17 protein-coding genes are annotated in these 17,345 nt (G+C 67.7%); 10 read left to right on the top strand and 7 right to left on the bottom strand.

The window, feature by feature from the left end; genetic code table 11:
• Positions 1–11 precede the first annotated feature (11 nt).
• Positions 12–812: an isocitrate lyase/phosphoenolpyruvate mutase family protein gene (locus tag BJF89_RS17010; protein WP_075816244.1), complete on the top strand. Its 801-nt coding sequence runs from the start codon at positions 12–14 to the stop codon at positions 810–812.
• On the opposite strand, the gene BJF89_RS17005 is transcribed toward BJF89_RS17010, so the two are convergent.
• Entirely contained in the window at positions 809–1,762 is a 954-nt protein-coding gene (locus BJF89_RS17005) for an NAD-dependent epimerase/dehydratase family protein (protein ID WP_075816243.1), read from the bottom strand. The genes BJF89_RS17010 and BJF89_RS17005 overlap by 4 nt on opposite strands.
• A gap of 127 nt (positions 1,763–1,889) precedes the next feature.
• On the opposite strand from BJF89_RS17005, the gene BJF89_RS17000 reads away from it, so the two are divergent.
• From BJF89_RS17000 to BJF89_RS16980, 5 genes are all read left to right on the top strand, one after another.
• Positions 1,890–2,582, top strand: a complete 693-nt coding sequence (locus BJF89_RS17000; RefSeq protein ID WP_075816308.1) for a TetR/AcrR family transcriptional regulator — start codon at positions 1,890–1,892, stop codon at positions 2,580–2,582.
• 90 nt (positions 2,583–2,672) lie between these two features.
• Complete coding sequence (locus tag BJF89_RS16995; RefSeq protein ID WP_075816242.1) at positions 2,673–3,611, top strand: acetoacetate decarboxylase family protein; 939 nt, start codon at positions 2,673–2,675, stop codon at positions 3,609–3,611.
• A gap of 31 nt (positions 3,612–3,642) precedes the next feature.
• On the top strand, positions 3,643–5,226 hold the full coding sequence (locus BJF89_RS16990; RefSeq protein WP_075816241.1) for a succinic semialdehyde dehydrogenase: 1,584 nt from the start codon (positions 3,643–3,645) through the stop codon (positions 5,224–5,226).
• 2 nt (positions 5,227–5,228) lie between these two features.
• Positions 5,229–6,047 carry an SDR family oxidoreductase gene (locus tag BJF89_RS16985; protein ID WP_075816240.1) on the top strand — a complete coding sequence of 273 codons (819 nt, stop codon included), beginning with the start codon at positions 5,229–5,231 and terminating at the stop codon, positions 6,045–6,047.
• 11 nt (positions 6,048–6,058) lie between these two features.
• Positions 6,059–7,021, top strand: coding sequence for an NAD(P)H-quinone oxidoreductase (locus BJF89_RS16980; protein WP_075816307.1), 963 nt, complete (start codon positions 6,059–6,061; stop codon positions 7,019–7,021).
• Positions 7,022–7,244: 223 nt separating this feature from the next.
• Here BJF89_RS16980 and BJF89_RS20100 read toward each other — a convergent pair whose 3' ends face one another.
• The 4 genes from BJF89_RS20100 to BJF89_RS16960 form a co-directional block, all read right to left on the bottom strand.
• Positions 7,245–8,027, bottom strand: coding sequence for a thioesterase family protein (locus BJF89_RS20100; RefSeq protein ID WP_083651033.1), 783 nt, complete (start codon positions 8,025–8,027; stop codon positions 7,245–7,247).
• A gap of 116 nt (positions 8,028–8,143) precedes the next feature.
• Entirely contained in the window at positions 8,144–9,112 is a 969-nt protein-coding gene (locus tag BJF89_RS16970; RefSeq protein ID WP_075816238.1) for an alpha/beta hydrolase, read from the bottom strand.
• Between the two features lie 23 nt (positions 9,113–9,135).
• Positions 9,136–9,846, bottom strand: a complete 711-nt coding sequence (locus tag BJF89_RS16965) for a type 1 glutamine amidotransferase domain-containing protein (RefSeq protein ID WP_075816237.1) — start codon at positions 9,844–9,846, stop codon at positions 9,136–9,138.
• Between the two features lie 230 nt (positions 9,847–10,076).
• Positions 10,077–10,643 carry a TetR/AcrR family transcriptional regulator gene (locus BJF89_RS16960; RefSeq protein ID WP_369803762.1) on the bottom strand — a complete coding sequence of 189 codons (567 nt, stop codon included), beginning with the start codon at positions 10,641–10,643 and terminating at the stop codon, positions 10,077–10,079.
• Positions 10,644–10,709: 66 nt separating this feature from the next.
• Here BJF89_RS16960 and BJF89_RS16955 point away from each other — a divergent pair, with 66 nt between their 5' ends.
• The 4 genes from BJF89_RS16955 to BJF89_RS16940 all read left to right on the top strand — a co-directional run bounded on the left by BJF89_RS16955 (position 10,710) and on the right by BJF89_RS16940 (position 15,171).
• The gene (locus BJF89_RS16955) at positions 10,710–11,978 is read left to right on the top strand and encodes an NADH:flavin oxidoreductase/NADH oxidase family protein (RefSeq protein WP_075816235.1); all 1,269 of its coding nucleotides are present in this window, start codon (positions 10,710–10,712) and stop codon (positions 11,976–11,978) included.
• Between the two features lie 5 nt (positions 11,979–11,983).
• The gene (locus tag BJF89_RS16950) at positions 11,984–12,496 is read left to right on the top strand and encodes a GNAT family N-acetyltransferase (RefSeq protein ID WP_075816306.1); all 513 of its coding nucleotides are present in this window, start codon (positions 11,984–11,986) and stop codon (positions 12,494–12,496) included.
• Positions 12,497–12,583: 87 nt separating this feature from the next.
• Positions 12,584–13,945 carry a condensation domain-containing protein gene (locus BJF89_RS16945; RefSeq protein ID WP_075816234.1) on the top strand — a complete coding sequence of 454 codons (1,362 nt, stop codon included), beginning with the start codon at positions 12,584–12,586 and terminating at the stop codon, positions 13,943–13,945.
• A gap of 8 nt (positions 13,946–13,953) precedes the next feature.
• Positions 13,954–15,171 (top strand): hypothetical protein, encoded by a 1,218-nt coding sequence (locus BJF89_RS16940; RefSeq protein ID WP_075816233.1) that lies wholly within the window; start codon positions 13,954–13,956, stop codon positions 15,169–15,171.
• Between the two features lie 157 nt (positions 15,172–15,328).
• Here BJF89_RS16940 and BJF89_RS16935 read toward each other — a convergent pair whose 3' ends face one another.
• Entirely contained in the window at positions 15,329–15,901 is a 573-nt protein-coding gene (locus tag BJF89_RS16935; protein WP_075816232.1) for an AAA family ATPase, read from the bottom strand.
• A 58-nt stretch (positions 15,902–15,959) separates the two neighbouring features.
• Positions 15,960–17,342, bottom strand: a complete 1,383-nt coding sequence (locus BJF89_RS16930) for a hypothetical protein (RefSeq protein ID WP_083651030.1) — start codon at positions 17,340–17,342, stop codon at positions 15,960–15,962.
• Positions 17,343–17,345 lie beyond the last annotated feature (3 nt).

Genomic DNA, 17,345 nt, shown 5'->3' with positions numbered 1-17,345 from the left:
ACCGTGGCGTCATGTCGCACACCACCGCTGAACTCAGCCAGAAGGCCCAACTCCTCCTCGACCTCCATCACCGCAGCGCACCCCTCGTCCTCCCCACCGTGTGGGACGTGTGGAGCGCTCGTCTCGCCGAAGACGCCGGCTTCGACGGCCTCACCGTGGGTTCGCACCCCGTGGCCGACTCCCTCGGCTATCCCGACGGAGAGAACACCCCGGTTGACCTGTACTTCCAGGTCGTCGGACGGATCACCGCCGCCGTCAGTGTCCCGGTGTCGGTGGACGTCGAGTCCGGGCTCGGTCTTCAGCCCGCCGAACTCGTCCAGCAGGTGCTGGACGCCGGTGCCGTCGGCGTGAACATCGAGGACACGGTCCACTCCGACGACCGTTACCGCAGCCCCGAGGAGCACGCCGCCTACATCGGCGCGGTACGCGCATCCGCCGAGGCGCAGGACGTGCACCTGGTCATCAACGGCCGGACGGACGCGTTCACCAAGGACGGTGACGACGAGGCCAAGCTCGACGACGCCCTGACCCGCCTCCGGCTCCTGGAGGACGCGGGCGCGGACTCCCTGTACCCGGTGCTGATCCCCTCCACCGACGCACTGCAGCGCATCCTCGACGAGGTCTCCACCCCCGTGAACGTCACGGCCCACCCACGCACAGGTGCGATTCCCGGCTCGATGAGCTTCGCCGACGCCGCCCGCGCAGGGGTCGGCCGGATCTCCTTCGGCCCGTTGTTGCAGGCGGCACTGGCGGACACGACCCGTGAGCTGCTCGGTGACTGGAAGGATCTCTCCGCCGACGACTCCGCCTAATCTGCGGACGGTGCCCTGCCGACGGTGTCGCGGGCCACGTCATCCCAGGTTGCCGGCGTGATTCCGTAGCCGGTCTGCAGGATGCCGGGGCGGATCACCGCCGGAGCATCCCACAGGTCGCGGTTGCCGTGGAGCTCGCGCATCGTCGCGGAGAAGAACCCCGCCAGCCGCACCACCCACCACGGCGTCTTCCGTACCGGTCGACGTCGGACGCCGGCAGCCCGCGCGATGTCCTCGGCCATCGTCCGCTGCGGCAACGGACCGGTGGACGGTGCCGTCAGGACGGCGTCACCGTCCGTGGCGAGGGCGCCCGCCTCCTCGGCGGCGGTGGCCATCGCCGACGTGAGGTCCGGGATCGTCGTCATCGACCGTTCCACATCCGGGTCGCCCAGCACCCAGGCTGTCCGTCCGGCACCTGCCGGGCCGAACACCAGAAGATGGAAGACTGAGGAGCTCGACTCTGCGGTGGGGCCGACGAGATCCGCCGCCACCACAGACACCGTCCGGGCGGGGTGTGACCGCCGGGCAGCAAGGAGTTCCGCGCGCACCGCACCCAGGGGCGAGACGGGGGCTACGGCGTCCGACGTCAGTGGTTCGCTGAGATCCCGGGCGCGGGTGCCGAAGGCGTAGACGGACTCCGGGAACACGACGGGGATGCCGACGTCCGCCGCCACGTCCATCACCACCTGCTCGCGGTGCGGGAGGTCCCGGCGCCACGCGGTCGAATCGTAGGCCGTGTGAATGCAGTGGAAGATCGCGGACGCGGTGTCGCCGTCACCGGCGACGGCACGTTCCATCAGGGTGCGGTCGCCGGCGTCCCCCTGCATGAGTTCCGCCCCGTCCTCGACCTCGGTTCCTCGACGAATCACGGTGACATGGTGCCCGGCGTCGAGCAGGTCCCGAGCGAGCTGGCGACCGATCTGACCTGCTCCGGTGATGACGTACCGCATGATGAGTCCTCCATATTGTGATCAGCGCTCTCTATTTGAACCCTGACGCTACTGCCTGGTGCCGCCAATATCAAGAGCAGTGCTCACTTTCTTGTCGCCGCCGGGATCCCGTGGAACACTCGACGACATGAACCAGCCACGCCGCACCCACGCCCAGGCACGCGCCGAGATGCGCGACGGCATCCTCCGGCTCGGACGCGAACAACTGGCCACCCGTAGCGCGGCCGACCTCTCGGTCCGGGAGATCGCCCGCGGGCTCGGCGTCGCATCCTCGGCCGTGTACCGCCACGTGAAGAACCGGGACGAGCTGGTGACGCTGCTCGTCATCGACGCCTACAACGACCTGGCCGACGCCACCGTCCCCCTGCCCCACAGCGATGACGCAGGACAGTTTTCCCGGCTCAGTTCGCTGGCACACCGGGTCCGCTCGTGGGCCGTCGCCAACCCCTCGCGGTGGGCGTTGATCTACGGCACGCCGGTGCCGGGCTACGCAGCCCCGCCGGACGAGACCACCCCCGCGGGCACCCGGGTGATGGTCGCCCTCCTGGAGATCCTCTCCCGTGGGACACTCAGTGACCAGGCCCCCACGCCACCACCGTCCACAGCGCTTGCGGCGGAGCTCCAGTCCTCCGCCGGCGAACTCGGAATGGCGCAGCTCCCTCCGCAACTCCTCGCCGCCGGTGTCGACGCCTGGATCAGCCTCATCGGCACGGTCAGCGCCGAGGTGTTCAACCAGCTCGGCAGCGACTTCACCACATTCGGCCCGGAGTTCCTCGACCGTTGGGCGACCTCCACCGCCCGGCAGTTCTCACTGGACTGAACATTTTCCGCGCAGATGTTGACACTGCTCACGCACCGGACTACGGTTCGTCGATGTAAGCACCGTCAACTCGCGAAAGGGCTCCACGCCATGTCTTCCTCGTCCAACACCTCCTCTGCATCCCACTCCACCGGAACCGTCTCCGTCACCCTCGGGAACCGCACCGTCGAAGTCCCCAAGGGTGGCCTCTACGACCGCTACCGGATGGACCCCGACCTCGACGCCATCGCGGAGGACCCACGGGTCAGCAGCGTCGACTTCTTCCGCACACTCACCAAGACCAAGGTCGACTCCCCCATCGGCGAGACCCTGACGCCGAACTTCTACTACCGTAACTCCACCGCCCGCGTCGCCTTCCTCGCCAAGTCCAGCGCCGCACGCAAGCGTCTGCCCGCCGAACTCGACCCGCTGGAAGTCGCCCCCGGCATCGCCCTCGGATTCGTCATGTTCTTCCGCTACGACGTCGCCGACATCGACTTCTACACCGAGACCGCCGTCGGCGTGGCCGTACGCCCCGCCCGCCACGGCAAGGTCGGTGTCGCCGATCTCGTCACCGGACTCGGCAACAACCACCTCCACGCCTACGTCCTGTCACTGCCGGTCAACACCGACATCGCGCAGGTCCGCGGTCACGACGGATACGGCTTCCCGAAGTGGCGGACCGACATCGACGTGAACATCGACGACAGGCGTGTCTCCGCCCAGGTCTTCAACGACAACGGCACCAACGACATCTCCCTCACCGCGTCCACCCCGAAGCAGAAGCGCTACCGCAGCGGCGAGAAGGTCGGCTCCCTCACCTCGTACACGCAGATCGGCGAGAACTGGCACTCCACGCTCACCCAGACCAACGTGCTCTCCGGCGGGGTCACGATGTTCCCCCGTGGCATTGACCTCACCCTCGGCTCCGGCCGGGTCTCCGACGATGTCCGCTCGCTGGAGTTCATCCGGCCGATGCAGCTCGACGTCGCCACCGAATCACAGATCGCCCTGCACATGCCCGCACCGATCTCCGTCGCCAGCCGATAACCCCCGCATCGCGCGAGAAAGAACAACCACCATGTCACGCACCTCTTCCGCCACCTTCCCCGGCATCGACCCCTCCACCACCGAATTCCTCGACAGGCTCGCCCGACGCGTGCAGGTCGCCGACCCCGACCGCGTCCTGGAGATCACCAACGCCATGACCGGAGAGGTGATGGGCACCGTCCCCGCCTCCACCGCGGAGGACGTCGCCGCCGCCGCGACGCGCGCCCGCCGTCTCCAGCGTGCCTGGGCCGCACGCCCCGTCGAGGAACGGGCGAACGTCCTGATGCGCTTCCACGACCTCGTCCTGGAGCGTCAGGACGAGGTCCTCGATCTCATTCAGCGGGAGAACGGCAAAGCCCGCCGTCACGCCTACGAGGAGATCATGGATGTCGCCGTGAACGCCCGCTACTACGCCCACACCGCCGCCGACTACCTGAAACCGAAACGTCGCCAGGGGATCCAGCTCTCGCTGACCAAGGTCGTGGAGGTCCACCACCCCAAGGGCCTGGTCGGGGTCATCTCCCCGTGGAACTACCCGCTGACGTTGGGGATCAGCGACTCCCTGCCGGCGATCATCGCCGGCAACGCGATCCTCACCAAACCGGACCAGCAGACCCCCTACGCCACCCTGTGGGCGGTCCAACTCCTGGAGGAGGCGGGCATGCCGGAAGGACTGGTGCAGGTCGTGACGGGTCGCGGATCGGAGCTGGGCACCCCGATCATCGAGCACTCCGACTTCCTGATGTTCACCGGCTCCACCGCGGTCGGCCGCACCGTCGCCGCCCAGGCCGGTGAGCACCTCATCGACTACTCCATGGAACTCGGCGGCAAGAACGCCCTGCTCGTCCTCGACGACGCCGACATCGGCAAGGCCGTCACAGGCGCGGTGAGGGCATCGTTCTCCAACACCGGTCAACTGTGCATCTCGATCGAACGGATCTACGTCCCGGACTCGATGTGGGACTCGTTCACCTCCCGTTTCGCCGCCGCGGCGAAGAACATGACGCTCTCCCCCGACCTGGACTACTCCGCGGACATGGGGTCCCTGGTGTCCCAGAAGCAGCTCACCACCGTCAGCGACCACGTGGAGGACGCCCGGAACAAGGGCGCGACGGTGCTGGCCGGCGGACAGGCACGTCCCGACCTCGGTCCCCTGTTCTACGAGCCGACGATCCTCACCGACGTCACCGCGGACATGACCGTCTTCGACCACGAGACCTTCGGTCCGGTCGTCTCCCTCTACCGTGTGAGCAGTGAAGAGGAGGCGATCCGACTGGCCAACGACAGCGAGTACGGGCTCAACTTCAGCGTGTGGACCAGCGATACCGCCCGCGGACGCCGGGTCGCCGAGCAACTCGAGGCCGGCACCGTCAACGTCAACGACGCCTACGCCCCCACCTGGGGTTCCGTCGACGCTCCGATGGGCGGGATGAAGGCGTCCGGAGTGGGACGTCGTCACGGAGAACACGGCATCATGAAGTACACGGAGTCGCAGACCATCGCCGTGGAACGGCTGCTGCCGGTCGGCGCACCGGACTGGCTGGACGCCGGACGCTACGCGAAGGTCATGACGGGCGCCCTGCGCCTGGCCAAGAAACTGCCGGGGGTGAAGTAGCTGTGGCGGACTACAACGGAACGACCGTGCTGATCACCGGGGCGAGCTCGGGCCTGGGAGCGGAGTTCGCCTCCCAGCTCGCCGCCCGCGGTGCCGACCTGGTGCTCGTCGCCCGCCGGGAGGACCGCCTCGCCGACCTCGCGGCCCGTCTCGAGAAGAACCACGGAGTCACCGTCTCCGTGATCGCCGCGGACCTGGCCGCCCCGGGTGCGGCAGCGTCCCTGGTGGAGACGCTGGACGAACGCAACCTGCAGGTGGATTCCCTCATCAACAACGCGGGCTTCGGCATGGGTGGTCAGTTCACCGATGAAGACCCCGGGCATCTGTCCGGGATGATCGACCTGAACGTCGGGCTCCTCACGGACCTCACCCGTCTCCTGCTGCCCCGCCTGGTGGACCGCTCACGACGCACCGGTGGACCGGGCGTCCTGCTCAACGTCGCCAGTACCGCCGCCTACCAGCCCACGCCGGGCATGGCGGCCTACGGCGCGACGAAGGCCTACGTCCTCTCCCTCACCGAGGCGCTCGCCTTCGAGACGAGGACATCACCGTTACGCGTCGTGGCCCTGAGTCCCGGGCCGACGAAGACCGAGTTCTTCGACGTCCTCGGCAGTGTCACGGACGGTACCGACGGTACAGACGCTGCTGTCGGCGCCTTCCAGACCGCCGGCCAGGTCGTCTCGCTGGCGCTGCAGGAACTCGACCGAAAGAAACCCCGTCCCAGCATCGTCTCGGGACGCAGAAATGCCGTCGTCGCCACCATCGCGCGACTGGCTCCCCGGCGCCTCACCCTGGCGCTCTCCGGAAGGATCTCGCAATGACAGACACGACAATGAAAGCAATCCGGAACAACAACCTGGACCTCGAAGACACCGCGGTGCCGACCCCCGGACCCGACGAGGTCCTGGTGAAAGTCGTCGCCGCCGGCGTGAACCGCGCCGACGTGATGCAGCGGGAAGGCAACTACCCGCCGCCGCCCGGCATCACCGACATCATCGGCATGGAACTGTCCGGGGTGATCACCGAGGTCGGGGACAATGTCGCACGGGACGGACAATGGGCCCCCGGCGACGAGATCGCCGCGATCATCTCCGGCGGTGGCTACGCCGAGTACGCCGTGGTCCCCGTCGGACAACTGATGCCGATCCCCGCAGGCATGTCCCTGGTGGACGCTGCCGCACTGCCGGAGACCGCGGCCACGGTGTGGTCGAACCTGGTGATGGAGGCGGGCCTGACCGCCGGTCAGACCGTGCTGATCCACGGTGGCGGCAGCGGAATCGGCACCCACGCCATTCAGGTCGCGAAAGCCATCGGCGCCACGGTGATCGTCACCGTAGGGTCCGAGGGCAAGGCCGAACGGGCACGCGAACTCGGTGCGGACCGGGTGATCAACTACCGCGAGCAGGACTTCGCCGAAGAGCTCGAGGGCTCGGTGGACGTGGTCCTCGACATCATCGCCGCGAAGTACCTGCCGGGCAATGTCCGGGTGCTCGCCCCGGGCGGGAAGCTGGTGATCATCGGCATGATGAGCGGCACCCACGGCGACCTCGACATCGGTGCGTTGATCAACAAACGGGCCCGCGTGATCGGCACGAATGTGCGTCGGCGCCCGCTGACCGGCCCCGGCTCCAAGGCAGACATCACCGCGGAAGTCGTCAGGAACGTGTGGCCGTTGGTGGCGGACGGGACGGTGAAACCGGTGATCTCGGCGACGCTGCCCCTCTCGGAGGCCCGCGCCGCGCACGAGATGCTCGACTCCGCTGATTCGGTGGGCAAGGTGCTGCTCCTGCCCTGAGTGACGAGGAGACGGGACAGCGGAACACCTCTGTTCCGTTCACTGCCACCGCACCGCAGACACCTGAGCCGCCGCACAGGGCACGAATCCCCTCTGGATTGCCCTGTGCGGCGACTCGACGGCATCATCACATTAACTGGTCAGAGGAATCACACAGTGGACTCCGTCTTTTCCCGGTGGTGCAGCCCGCATATTCCAGCCAGCGCTATTGTATTCCCCGCCACTATGTCTCGGTGCGTGAGCGGATAAAGAGAACTTGACTTGACGAGCCCACTACTCCATCTTCGTCATTGATACGCACGTTCGTCGTTCCCCCCGCGTCCGGGACAATTGTTGTAGCAGCCTCCAACCCGATCCAGTCACCGACAGGATCCCGGTCAAGTGTGACGACGAGATCACAGTTGACCGTCGGCGTTTCCATTGGATTCAGTGGCATATGAACGCCGCTCCCTGAGTCTGCGACGATCATCGTCCGTTGCCACGGCGTCAGTTCTTCCTGCGTCAACAAGGGGATCCGGGGCCGCAACCACGCACTCGACGGTTCCCGTTGCATAAAACCCCCACTGGCGAACCGCCAGTCGACGACTGACATATATCCGTCCATGTGCGCTCCGGGAAGCTTGGCTGTTCCCTGGTCTGGGACCGGTGAAATGGTTCTTTGGGCACCCACTGCCGGTATACCTGTCGGAGCTTTCGAGAATCTCCATGCGCGACCCCGCAAAACCGTCGTGCCACCGGCGCACACTGTTCCCTCGAGAAGCTCGACATTCCTCCTCGAGATCACCGATGCAGTCTGCACACTCAGGCGATCGACGGGGACAGGCGAGAGAATATCAACAGCAACCCTAGCCAGGCGGGTCGACTCCCGCGGCTCATACATCTCAAATGCTCTAGTGAGCAAAGCCGAGGGCGGCCCCGCGTGCTGCGTATCCGGCCCCCAAGGTCCGGCGGTAAATTCTGTACTGTCGAACTGGTCGCACTCTACCTGCACGTAGAAGCTCTTCATACCACTCACGAACCCTGAAAGTCATCGGTTATGTGTGAACGCGACGCTAGCAGCAAAGTGTGACAGAGGCCATAGCTCCAGACGTACGGCGATGGCCGAGCCGCCCGGCGTGGACCCTACCCTTCGATACCGAGCACGTCCTTCAGGTGTGCGACGGCCTGGGCGACGGCAGCGACAGCCTGTGGGGTGTCATGCATGGAGTTGACCATCACGAAGTCGTGGATGATTCCGCCGTAGCGGACCTGGGTGACCTGCACCCCGGCGCGGCGCAACTTCGCGGCAAAGGCCTCCCCCTCGTCGCGCAGCACGTCGGCCTCGGCGGTGATCACCAGCGTCGGCGGGAAAAATGCCAGTTCCTCCTCGGAGGCACGCAGCGGGGAGGCGGTGATCTCGTTCCGGGCGTCCTCGTCAGTGGTGTACTGGTCCCAGAACCACTTCATCCCGTCGCGGGCGAGGAAGTACCCCTCGGCGAACTCCCGGTAGGACTCCGTGTCGAAGTTCGCGTCGGTGACCGGGTAGAACAGCGCAGCTCCCTTGAAGGACACGTCGCCGCGTTCATTGCCCATGATGTTCAGGGCGATGGCCATGTTGCCGCCGACGGAGTCACCCGAGATCGCCACGCGCTCGGGGTCCAGGTTGTGCTCGGCACCGTGCTGGACAATCCACTGGGCGACGGCGTAGGACTGTTCGTTCTGCGACGGGTACTGTGCGTCCGGTGCTCGGACGTACTCCGGAAAAACGACTGCCGCACCGGTTCCGACGGCGAGGTCACGGACGAGCCGGTCGTGGGTGTGGGCGTCGCCGAAGACCCAGCCGGCCCCGTGGGTGTACAGCACGACCGGCAGGACGCCGGTGGAGCCCGCGGGGCGCACGATGCGGGTCGGCACCTCACCGGTGGGGCCACCGGTGACGGTGATCCACTCTTCGTCGATCTCAGGCTTGTGGATCTCCTCGTCCTGCACCTCGTCGACGGCCTTGCGGCCTTCCTCCGGAGGGAGCTGGTAGAGGAACGGGGGCTCGGAGGTGGCTTCGGCGAAAGCCTGGGCGGCAGGCTCGAGGGAGATGTTCTTCGGGTTCGCGTTCATGGGTCGTCCTTTCTAGAGAGGTTCTAGCTGAGGGTGGAGACGAGCGTTTCTGCGAGCTTCTTCGATGACTGCGGGTTCTGGCCGGTGAAGAGGTTGCCGTCCTGGACCACATGGGGACGGAAGGGGATCAGCGCCTTGTCGTAGTCGGTGCCGATCTCCTTGAGCTTGTCCTCGAGCAGCCAGGGAGCCTTCTTCGCGAAGGAGTTGACGAGCTCCTCACGGTTGGAGAGTCCGGTGACGTGTCGACCGGCGAACGGCGTGGTGCCGTCGTCGTCGACGGTGGCGAGCAGGGCTGCCGGGGCGTGGCACAGCAGTGCCAGCGGGCGACCCGAGGCCAGTCGGTGGGTGAGGATCCTGCCGGAGAGTTTGTCGACGGCGAGATCCTCCATCGGCCCGTGCCCGCCGGGGTAGAACACCAGGTCGTAGCCGTCGACGTCATCCTCGGTGATCGCGTGCAGGTCGGCGGTGTTCTCGAGGACCGGGGCGAGTTCCCCGAGCTTCGCACGGAACTTCTTGACCGTGTGAGGAAGAACGCCGCCGGTGAGCCCCAGGCTGAGTTCATCGACGACCGGAGTAGCGGCCCCGGGGGTCGCGACGGTGACGTCGAATCCGGCGCTGGTGAAGATCTCGTAGGGGACGAGGAATTCTTCGGCCCAGAAGCCGGTGGGGTGTTCGGTTCCGTCGGTGAGGGTCCAGTGCCGTGCGGCGGTGACTGCCATCAGGACGTTGATCATGGAGATGTACCTCTCGTGGTCTCACGCGGGGCAGGTGACCCTGCCGCAGAACGGTGGTCAGTGTGTACTGCGTGTTCCGGCGGTGCACCGGACACGCGCCCCAGAGTAAAACCAGATGTGAACGCTGTCAACACCCCCGAGCGACGAAAAGGTTCTAGCCTCGTGTACGCCAGACTCCCGAAAGTGTGCACGGAGCTAGAACAATTCGCGAGATGCCCCCCTCGGCCCCTCTACCCCGCCAGCCCGAGCACCGCCAGGAACGCAGAGCGGACCCGGTCGTACATCTCCCCGGCAGGCTCCGCCGGGAATTTACCGTCCAGGTGGAGAAACGCCAGGCCGTGGGCGGTGCTCCACAGCCCGACGGCGAGGTCGTCGACCGCCCTGTCCGGGTAGACGGCCCGGAGACTCTCCGTCAGGGCCGCCTGCAGGATGCCGGCAGCCTGCACACGTTCATCGTTCTCGTCGTCACACTCACTCCCGAACATCAGCCGGAACATCCGAGGACGTTCCACCGCGAAGCGGACGTAGGCGACCGCGAAGTCCGCGAGGCCCTCAGGTGACGACGACCCTTCCCCGCTCACGGAAAGCTCTTCACCGAGCGCACGGAACCCCTGCGCAGCGACGGCGGACTCCAGCTTCGACCGGTCCGAGAAGTGCCGGTACGGTGCCGTCTGCGACACGCCCGCCCAGCGTGCGACGGCCCGTAGCGAGAAGTTTTCCCCTTGCTCGAGCATCTCGACGGCAGCGTCGATCAACGCCTGCCGGAGATTTCCGTGGTGGTAACTCTGTGTTGTCACTGACCCCGATGTTGACATCGATAACATCCTCTCCTATCTTCATGTAAGCACCGTACACATACACCTATGACTAGGGAAATCATGTCACACCCGCTGTTCACTCCGGTCAACCTCCCCAACGGCCAGATTCTTCCCAACCGCATCGCCAAGGCAGCCATGGAGGAAAGCATGGCCACCGCCGGCCAGCTCCCCGGCCCCATGCTGACCAGCCTCTACCGCACCTGGGCACGCGGTGGCGCGGGCCTGCTGATCACCGGAAACGTCATGGTCCACGACGCCGCACTGACCGGGCCCGCCGGTGTCGTGCTCGACAAGGACACGCCCCTGGAGCCCTACCGGCGGTGGGCCGCCGCCGCACACGGCGGCGGCGGGAAGGTCTGGATGCAGATCAACCATCCCGGCCGGCAGATCCAGAAGAACATGCCGGGGGTGACGTGGGGCCCGTCCGCCACCAAGGTGGACACCGGTCGCACCAGCGCCCTGTTCGACGTCCCCGAGGAGATGACGGAGGCACAGATCACCGCCACCGTCGACCGGTTCGTCGACACCGCCCGCCAGGCAGAACGCGCCGGCTTCGACGGCGTCGAGATCCACGCCGCGCACGGCTACCTGTTGTCCCAGTTCCTGTCACCGTTGTCGAACACCCGGACCGATGACTGGGGCGGCAGCCTGCACAACCGTGCACGCCTGCTGCTCGAGATCACCCGACGCACCCGTACGGCGGTCAACCCGGATTTCGCGGTGGCCGTGAAGTTGAACTCGGCGGACTTCCAACGTGGCGGCTTCGACAAGGACGACGCCCGGCAGGTCATCGACTGGCTCGCCCCACTGGGCGTGGACCTGGTGGAACTGTCAGGCGGCAGCTACGAGAGTCCCGCGATGACCGGCAACCCCGTCGGAGGGCAGGACGCCCGTACCGCGGCACGCGAGGCCTACTTCCTGGAACTCGCCGAGGAACTCGTCGCCGACAGTCCCGTCCCGCTGATGGTCACCGGTGGAGTGACCCGCCGTCCCGTCGCGGAGCAGGTCATCGACAGCGGCGTCGCCGTTGTCGGCATCGGAACCGCCCTGGCCGTCGACCCCGGTCTCCCGAACGCCTGGAAGAGCGGACAGGACGCCGCTGTCACCGTCCCCCGCGTCCGCATCCGGGACAAGGCGCTGGCGTCGGCGGCGTCCATGGCCCGGGTCCGCTACCAGCTGCGTCGGTTGGGCAGGGGCCGCCCGGCGAGCGTCCGCACCAGCGCCCTGTGGGCCTTCGGGGTCGAACAGGTCCGGGACACGCTCGCCCGACGCCGCTACGCCGCATGGTTGGGCGATCGTACGCACGTAGCATGACCATCATGGACGACCACGACACGGACGACACGGACCCGGAGACCCTCACCCTCGACGGCCGCACGTTCCACCTGTCCCGCGCCCGGGACGTCGACGTCGCCGACATCGTCGCGCTGCTCACCGACGATCCGTTGGGACGGACACGGGAGTCGTCGTCCCTGGCGCCCTACATGGAGGCGTTCCGCCGGATCGACGCGGACCCGAACCATCTTCTCCTCATCGTGCGCGAGAACTCGCCGACCTCCGGTCCCGCGGTGGCGACCATGCAACTGACCCTGCTCCCCGGACTCTCCCGCGGCGGAGCGACCCGCCTGCAGATCGAGGCGGTCCGGGTCGCCGCCGGGACACGTGGCAGCGGGCTGGGCTCGGCCCTGTTCGACCGGGTCCACGCCTACGGTCGCTCCCGCGGGGCGACACTGGCCCAGCTGACCTCCGACGTCACGAGGACGGACGCCCACCGTTTCTACGAGCGGCTGGGATACACCGCCAGCCACCAGGGGTTCAAGCTGTCCCTCTGATGCGGCACTGTGCTGCGGCGGCCGCGCAGCCGACCTATAGTCAGGGGCTGACATGTCCTCTTCCACCCCTCACGAGCGGATGTACGAATGAGAATCATCGACGGACACGACTGGTCGCCCCAGGGCACGGTGACCACGTGGCTGCCTTCCGAGACCATGACCGCCGCCTACGCCGCCACCGCCGACGACCCCACCCCGGCATCCTTCCTGCAGACCGACCATGTCCGCGGCGTGCTGGCGGGACGGGCACAGGGACGACGGCACCACGCCTACACCTGTTCGGTGGCGACACTGCCCGGCGTCCCGGACCGGGAGCGACTCACCCGCGCGGTCAACGACTTCGTCGCCGCGCACGAGGGGCTCCGGTCCACGCTGTCGGTGGACGGCGACGCACCGGACGGTTCGATCCGTCGTCGGACGGTGCCCGCCGACGCCGTCGACCTTGTGCCTGCACCGGTCACCGGCACCGTCACCGACCTGCTCGCCACCACCGCCGTCTTCGATCACGCGCCTGCTCTCGCGGTCGTCACGGCGGCCCGGGAGGACGGCCGGTCCTTCGACCTGCTGCTCGCCCTGGACCACGCCTCCGGCGACGGGATCTCCCAGATGACCGGGCTACTGGAACTCATGGCCCGCTACACCGGCGACACGGGGCCCGCTGCGCAGGCACTGGCCGCGCAGACGCGTCCGAGCTTCCTCGACTACATCCGGGACGAGCATGAGCGGGCCGCCGCGGTGGGGGACGACTCCCCCGGTGTCCGTGCCTGGCGTGGCCTGTTCGAGATCACCGGTGGCCGCGTCCCGGACTTTCCGCTGCCCACCGGCATCGTCGACGGCGAACCGCAACCGGTCGTCGGCATCGACGGCGTTCTGGCGGACCCGGACCTGACCGGCCGCCTGCGTGCACTCGCCCGCGAACACCAGGTCAGTTTCAGCACCGTGGTGTACGCCGCGCTCGGCCTGGCGCACGCGCGGCTCACCGGCGAGGACCACTACGCCACGGTGGTGGTCTCCGCGACCCGTGGTCGCCGCTACGCCGTCTCCCAGGGCTGGTTCTGCAACTTCACCCCGCTGTACTTCCCCGTCAGCGGCACGACGGTGGAGGACGTCCTGCCCGACGTCGTGACCGCCCAGGCGCGCCTGAAGGCGGCGCTGGACGAGCCGGTGCACGCCTCGCTGGGACACCTGATCCTCAGCGGACAGGTGGACCCGTCAGTGATGGGGAGCCCGCAGATGGTGACCTACCTCGACCTCGGGTGGTTCGAGGAACCCGACGGCGCGGACATCCGCCTGTTCACCGGTTTCGGCAGGACCAGCAACGCCAACCTGTGGGTCTACCGCAACGCCGACGGACTCGGCATCGGCTCCCAGGCGCCGGACAACCCGACCGCCCGGCAATCGGTGGAGACCTACGTCGCCACGGTCCACGACATTCTCGCCGCTGTCTGAGACCTCGGATGGACGTCACCTACCTCGATCACGTTCCCCTGGCCGGGTCTTTCGTGGAGCTGGAGTTGCAGTGGGCGGGCGCACCGTCGGGGCCCCGCGTCCCCCTCACGTTCAACCAGCGCAACCATCTCGCCGCCGTCGCCGCGTCAGGACGGTCGACGTGGATCGGGGGCACGGTGGACATCAGCGGTCCCGACGACGCACCGGCATGGTCGGACGCGGAGCTGGCCGACGCAGTGCACACCGTCGTCGTCGGTGCACCATCCCTGCGCCGCGTCGCCTCGGATGACGTCCATGCGACGTTCTCCCCCGACGCACTGACGGTCTCGGTCGGCCAGGTCCGTCCGGTGCCGACGGAGGTTGAGTTGGCCGACCGGATCGCTGCAGCATGTCTGCCTGGTGCGGTGCCGGGTGTCTACGCTGCACGGGCCGGGACCACACTGCTCTTCGCCGTCGACCATGTCCACGGCGACATGCTCAGCATCGACCTGGCGCTGCGACGGCTGTGGGACGCGTTGCACGGCCGTCCTGTCACCGACGCCGACACAGAACCGACCCCCGCTTCAGACACCTCCGCAACCACCGGGGCGGCGCTGGACGTGTGGAAACGGTTCTTCACGGTCACCGAGGGTCATGTCCCTGCCTTCCCGGTGCAGCTCAGCACGGGCATGACCGAGCCGGTCCACGACGTCCGGAGCCTCACACCTGCGGCGGCGCTCGACGGGGACCTCGACCATCGCACGTTCGCCGTCATCCTCACCGCGTTGGCCGAGGCGATGGAACCCGTGACCGGCTCCCCGGAGTTCGCCACGGTCATCCCGGTACACACCCGGGGACGGCGGGATGACCCGCGCCACGATGTCATCGGTTGGATGGTCAGCAACGCTCCCGTCGTCGCCCGTGCCGGTGACCCCGTATCGACGGCACGCTGGCTACGCGACGCGGTGACCGTGGCAGGTCTCCCGTTGGAGACGATGATCCGGGAATGCCGACCGGCGCTGCCTGCCGGTGTGGTGCCGATGGTGTCCTACATGGACTTCCGCCACCGTGGCGACCCGCTGCCGCAGGCGCGCTACATCTCGTCGACCTCTCCCACCGACACCGCCCAGCTGTGGTTCTCGCGCACCCGCGACGGTCTGGCCGTCCGCGCAAAGTACCCGGATACACCGGAGGCACGTCAGGTCATGGGCGGGGTGCTGGACCGACTGTCGGCGGCGCTGAGGTAGGCCGGGGCGCGCTGGCATCCGTGCCCCACGAAGGGTGGCATATGTGCGCCGGAGAGGGTGGCAGAGCAAACGGTCCGGCGGCAGAGGCGACGGTCGTTCTGGACCCTGAAACCGCCCGGTACCTCTGCCACGGGGCCATTGCCTCTGCCACAGCAGGTCACTCGTGGTCTGCTCGACCGTCCCACAGAGGCACGGTCACGCCGCGGATCGCCGCGACCGTCGCATCCCGGCTGAGCTCGGAGACATCGACGCCGATGAATTCACGCCGGATCCACCCGGCCTCGCGGAAGGACGCGAACCGACTGAGTCGCCACCGGAGCGCACCAGGCTCCTCGGTGTCTTCGGTCGCACGACGGCGGTGCTCCTCCTGATCGACGTGCAACGCCACAGGTGTGAGTCGCGCCGACGGATCAAGGTCAGAAATGATCTCTGACCAGTATTGCTCGACGAGGACGGTCTGAGGAACAATGACCAGCGCCGGCCCGTCCTCTGGCAACTCCCGCAGAACAGCGTTGAGCGTGGCGGCAACGAGTTGTCGCCACGCGGGCCACTCCTGGAAGTCCCGCACCGGGGCCACCGGCTGGAGAACCGGCCGCAGCAGGGCACCGATCTCCTCGGGATCGATGATGACAGCACCCGGAATCTCATCCGCGAGTATCCGCGCGGCAGTCGTCTTCCCCGCACCGAATGCGCCGTTGATCCATACGATGTGGCGCGCGGTTGCGCTCATAGGTGTTCCTCTCGCCAGTGGTGTGCAACATCGTCGCATACCGGCACCCTGCACCGCCCTACAGCCACCGGGTGACGTCGCCGCCCCACTCCAGACCCCACCGGGCCATCTCCTGTCGGACCAGGTCCAGCAGGTGAGCAGCATCGCGCACGTGGACCGGATCCAGGGACGTGAAGGACAGTGACAGCGTTGACCCGGTCTGGACCGCCCACGCACTCACCCCGCCTTGTCGGGCAGCCAGCTCGCGTGCGGACCCGGCGCGGATCACCGAGCGCAGGGCGACATCGCAGGCGGTGTGGTCCAGCCCGTGTTCGCGCCCGTGGTCCAGCCCCAGCCCGGTGAACGCACCCGACGGTTCCCCCAGGTTCGAGGCCAGGCACAGCGGTGTGGTGGATCCGGCGGCGGCACGGCGGACCACGGCATCGGGCAGGGCCTGCGCGACCTGCGCCATGGCAGCGACCTTGTCGGGGCCCGTACGGGTGGCGACGTCCCGGTAGGCCGCCTTCGCCGCGGCACGGATCTCTCCGAGGTCGTCATACCGCCCGGCATCCAGACGGACGGTGACCGTGGCACCGGTGGTCGCATTGGCGCGCAGGTCCAGCTCGCCCTCGTCGTCCGTCCCGTCCCTGTCCCTGTCCCTGTCCCTGTCCCTGACGGACATGGGCACCGCGAGGGGTACGGTGTCTCCCTCGCTGACGCGCCCCGAGCCGGCCAGGACACCCAGCGTGACGGCCTGGAAGAGGGTGTTTGCTGTTCCACCGCGGGAGGACGCCACGGCATCGAACCGTGCGGCGTCGACCCGCACTGCCACGGTCGGCACCACCGCCGGTCCTGCCGGCACCTCTCCGTGGTTCTCCGGGACGGACGCTCCCCCTGCCGCTGAGTTCCGCATCGATGCTGCCGCCCGGCCTGCCGCAGTGAGCAGTGACAGGGCGTCGCGCACGCTGTCGCGGCGGCGCACCCGGTGGTGGGGCGTCCTGGCCTGCCCGGTGACGGCCTCGGTGACCGCCCGGATCATCGCCGCACCGTCGGCGACGACATGACTGCGCACCAGGGAGACGATGACGTGACCGTCGGTGGTGGGCACGGCGCTGAGTTCCCAGGCCGGCCCGTGGACGCTGTCGATGTCGGTCTCGAGCCGGTCGTGCAGCCACCCGGTCACCTCATCCGGGGCCACCGGGTCCGGGTCGATCCGGACGTGTCCGGCGCGTGCGGTGTACACCCAGCGGTCGCGGACGGGCCCGCGTGTACGTCGGACGAGCCGGGACAGCCGTCCTGCAGTGAGCCGTCGTCCAACCTCCGCCACGTGGTCGAGTACAGGTCCGGACGCATCCACCCGCCAGATCACCTGGGGGATGACGGGGACGCCCATCACCTGTTCCATGACGACGAACAGGTGGTCGTCGGCGGTCAGGCGTTCACCGTCCGGCAGGTGGGTCACCGA

The organism is Corynebacterium sp. CNJ-954, from assembly GCF_001942345.1.
GTDB lineage: Bacteria > Actinomycetota > Actinomycetes > Mycobacteriales > Mycobacteriaceae > Corynebacterium.
The sequence above is the reverse complement of the archived record's forward strand: the minus strand, read 5'-3'. Positions and strand labels throughout refer to the sequence as shown.

Excerpts from the sequence above, each read along its gene's own strand:
- BJF89_RS17010 (WP_075816244.1), top strand. The coding sequence starts at position 12 with ATGTCGCACACCACCGCTGAACTCAGCCAGAAGGCCCAACTCCTCCTC.
- BJF89_RS17005 (WP_075816243.1), bottom strand. The coding sequence starts at position 1,762 with ATGCGGTACGTCATCACCGGAGCAGGTCAGATCGGTCGCCAGCTCGCT.
- BJF89_RS17000 (WP_075816308.1), top strand. The coding sequence starts at position 1,890 with ATGAACCAGCCACGCCGCACCCACGCCCAGGCACGCGCCGAGATGCGC.
- BJF89_RS16995 (WP_075816242.1), top strand. The coding sequence starts at position 2,673 with ATGTCTTCCTCGTCCAACACCTCCTCTGCATCCCACTCCACCGGAACC.
- BJF89_RS16990 (WP_075816241.1), top strand. The coding sequence starts at position 3,643 with ATGTCACGCACCTCTTCCGCCACCTTCCCCGGCATCGACCCCTCCACC.
- BJF89_RS16980 (WP_075816307.1), top strand. The coding sequence starts at position 6,059 with ATGAAAGCAATCCGGAACAACAACCTGGACCTCGAAGACACCGCGGTG.
- BJF89_RS20100 (WP_083651033.1), bottom strand. The coding sequence starts at position 8,027 with ATGAAGAGCTTCTACGTGCAGGTAGAGTGCGACCAGTTCGACAGTACA.
- BJF89_RS16970 (WP_075816238.1), bottom strand. The coding sequence starts at position 9,112 with ATGAACGCGAACCCGAAGAACATCTCCCTCGAGCCTGCCGCCCAGGCT.
- BJF89_RS16965 (WP_075816237.1), bottom strand. The coding sequence starts at position 9,846 with ATGATCAACGTCCTGATGGCAGTCACCGCCGCACGGCACTGGACCCTC.
- BJF89_RS16955 (WP_075816235.1), top strand. The coding sequence starts at position 10,710 with ATGACTAGGGAAATCATGTCACACCCGCTGTTCACTCCGGTCAACCTC.
- BJF89_RS16950 (WP_075816306.1), top strand. The coding sequence starts at position 11,984 with ATGGACGACCACGACACGGACGACACGGACCCGGAGACCCTCACCCTC.
- BJF89_RS16945 (WP_075816234.1), top strand. The coding sequence starts at position 12,584 with ATGAGAATCATCGACGGACACGACTGGTCGCCCCAGGGCACGGTGACC.
- BJF89_RS16940 (WP_075816233.1), top strand. The coding sequence starts at position 13,954 with ATGGACGTCACCTACCTCGATCACGTTCCCCTGGCCGGGTCTTTCGTG.
- BJF89_RS16935 (WP_075816232.1), bottom strand. The coding sequence starts at position 15,901 with ATGAGCGCAACCGCGCGCCACATCGTATGGATCAACGGCGCATTCGGT.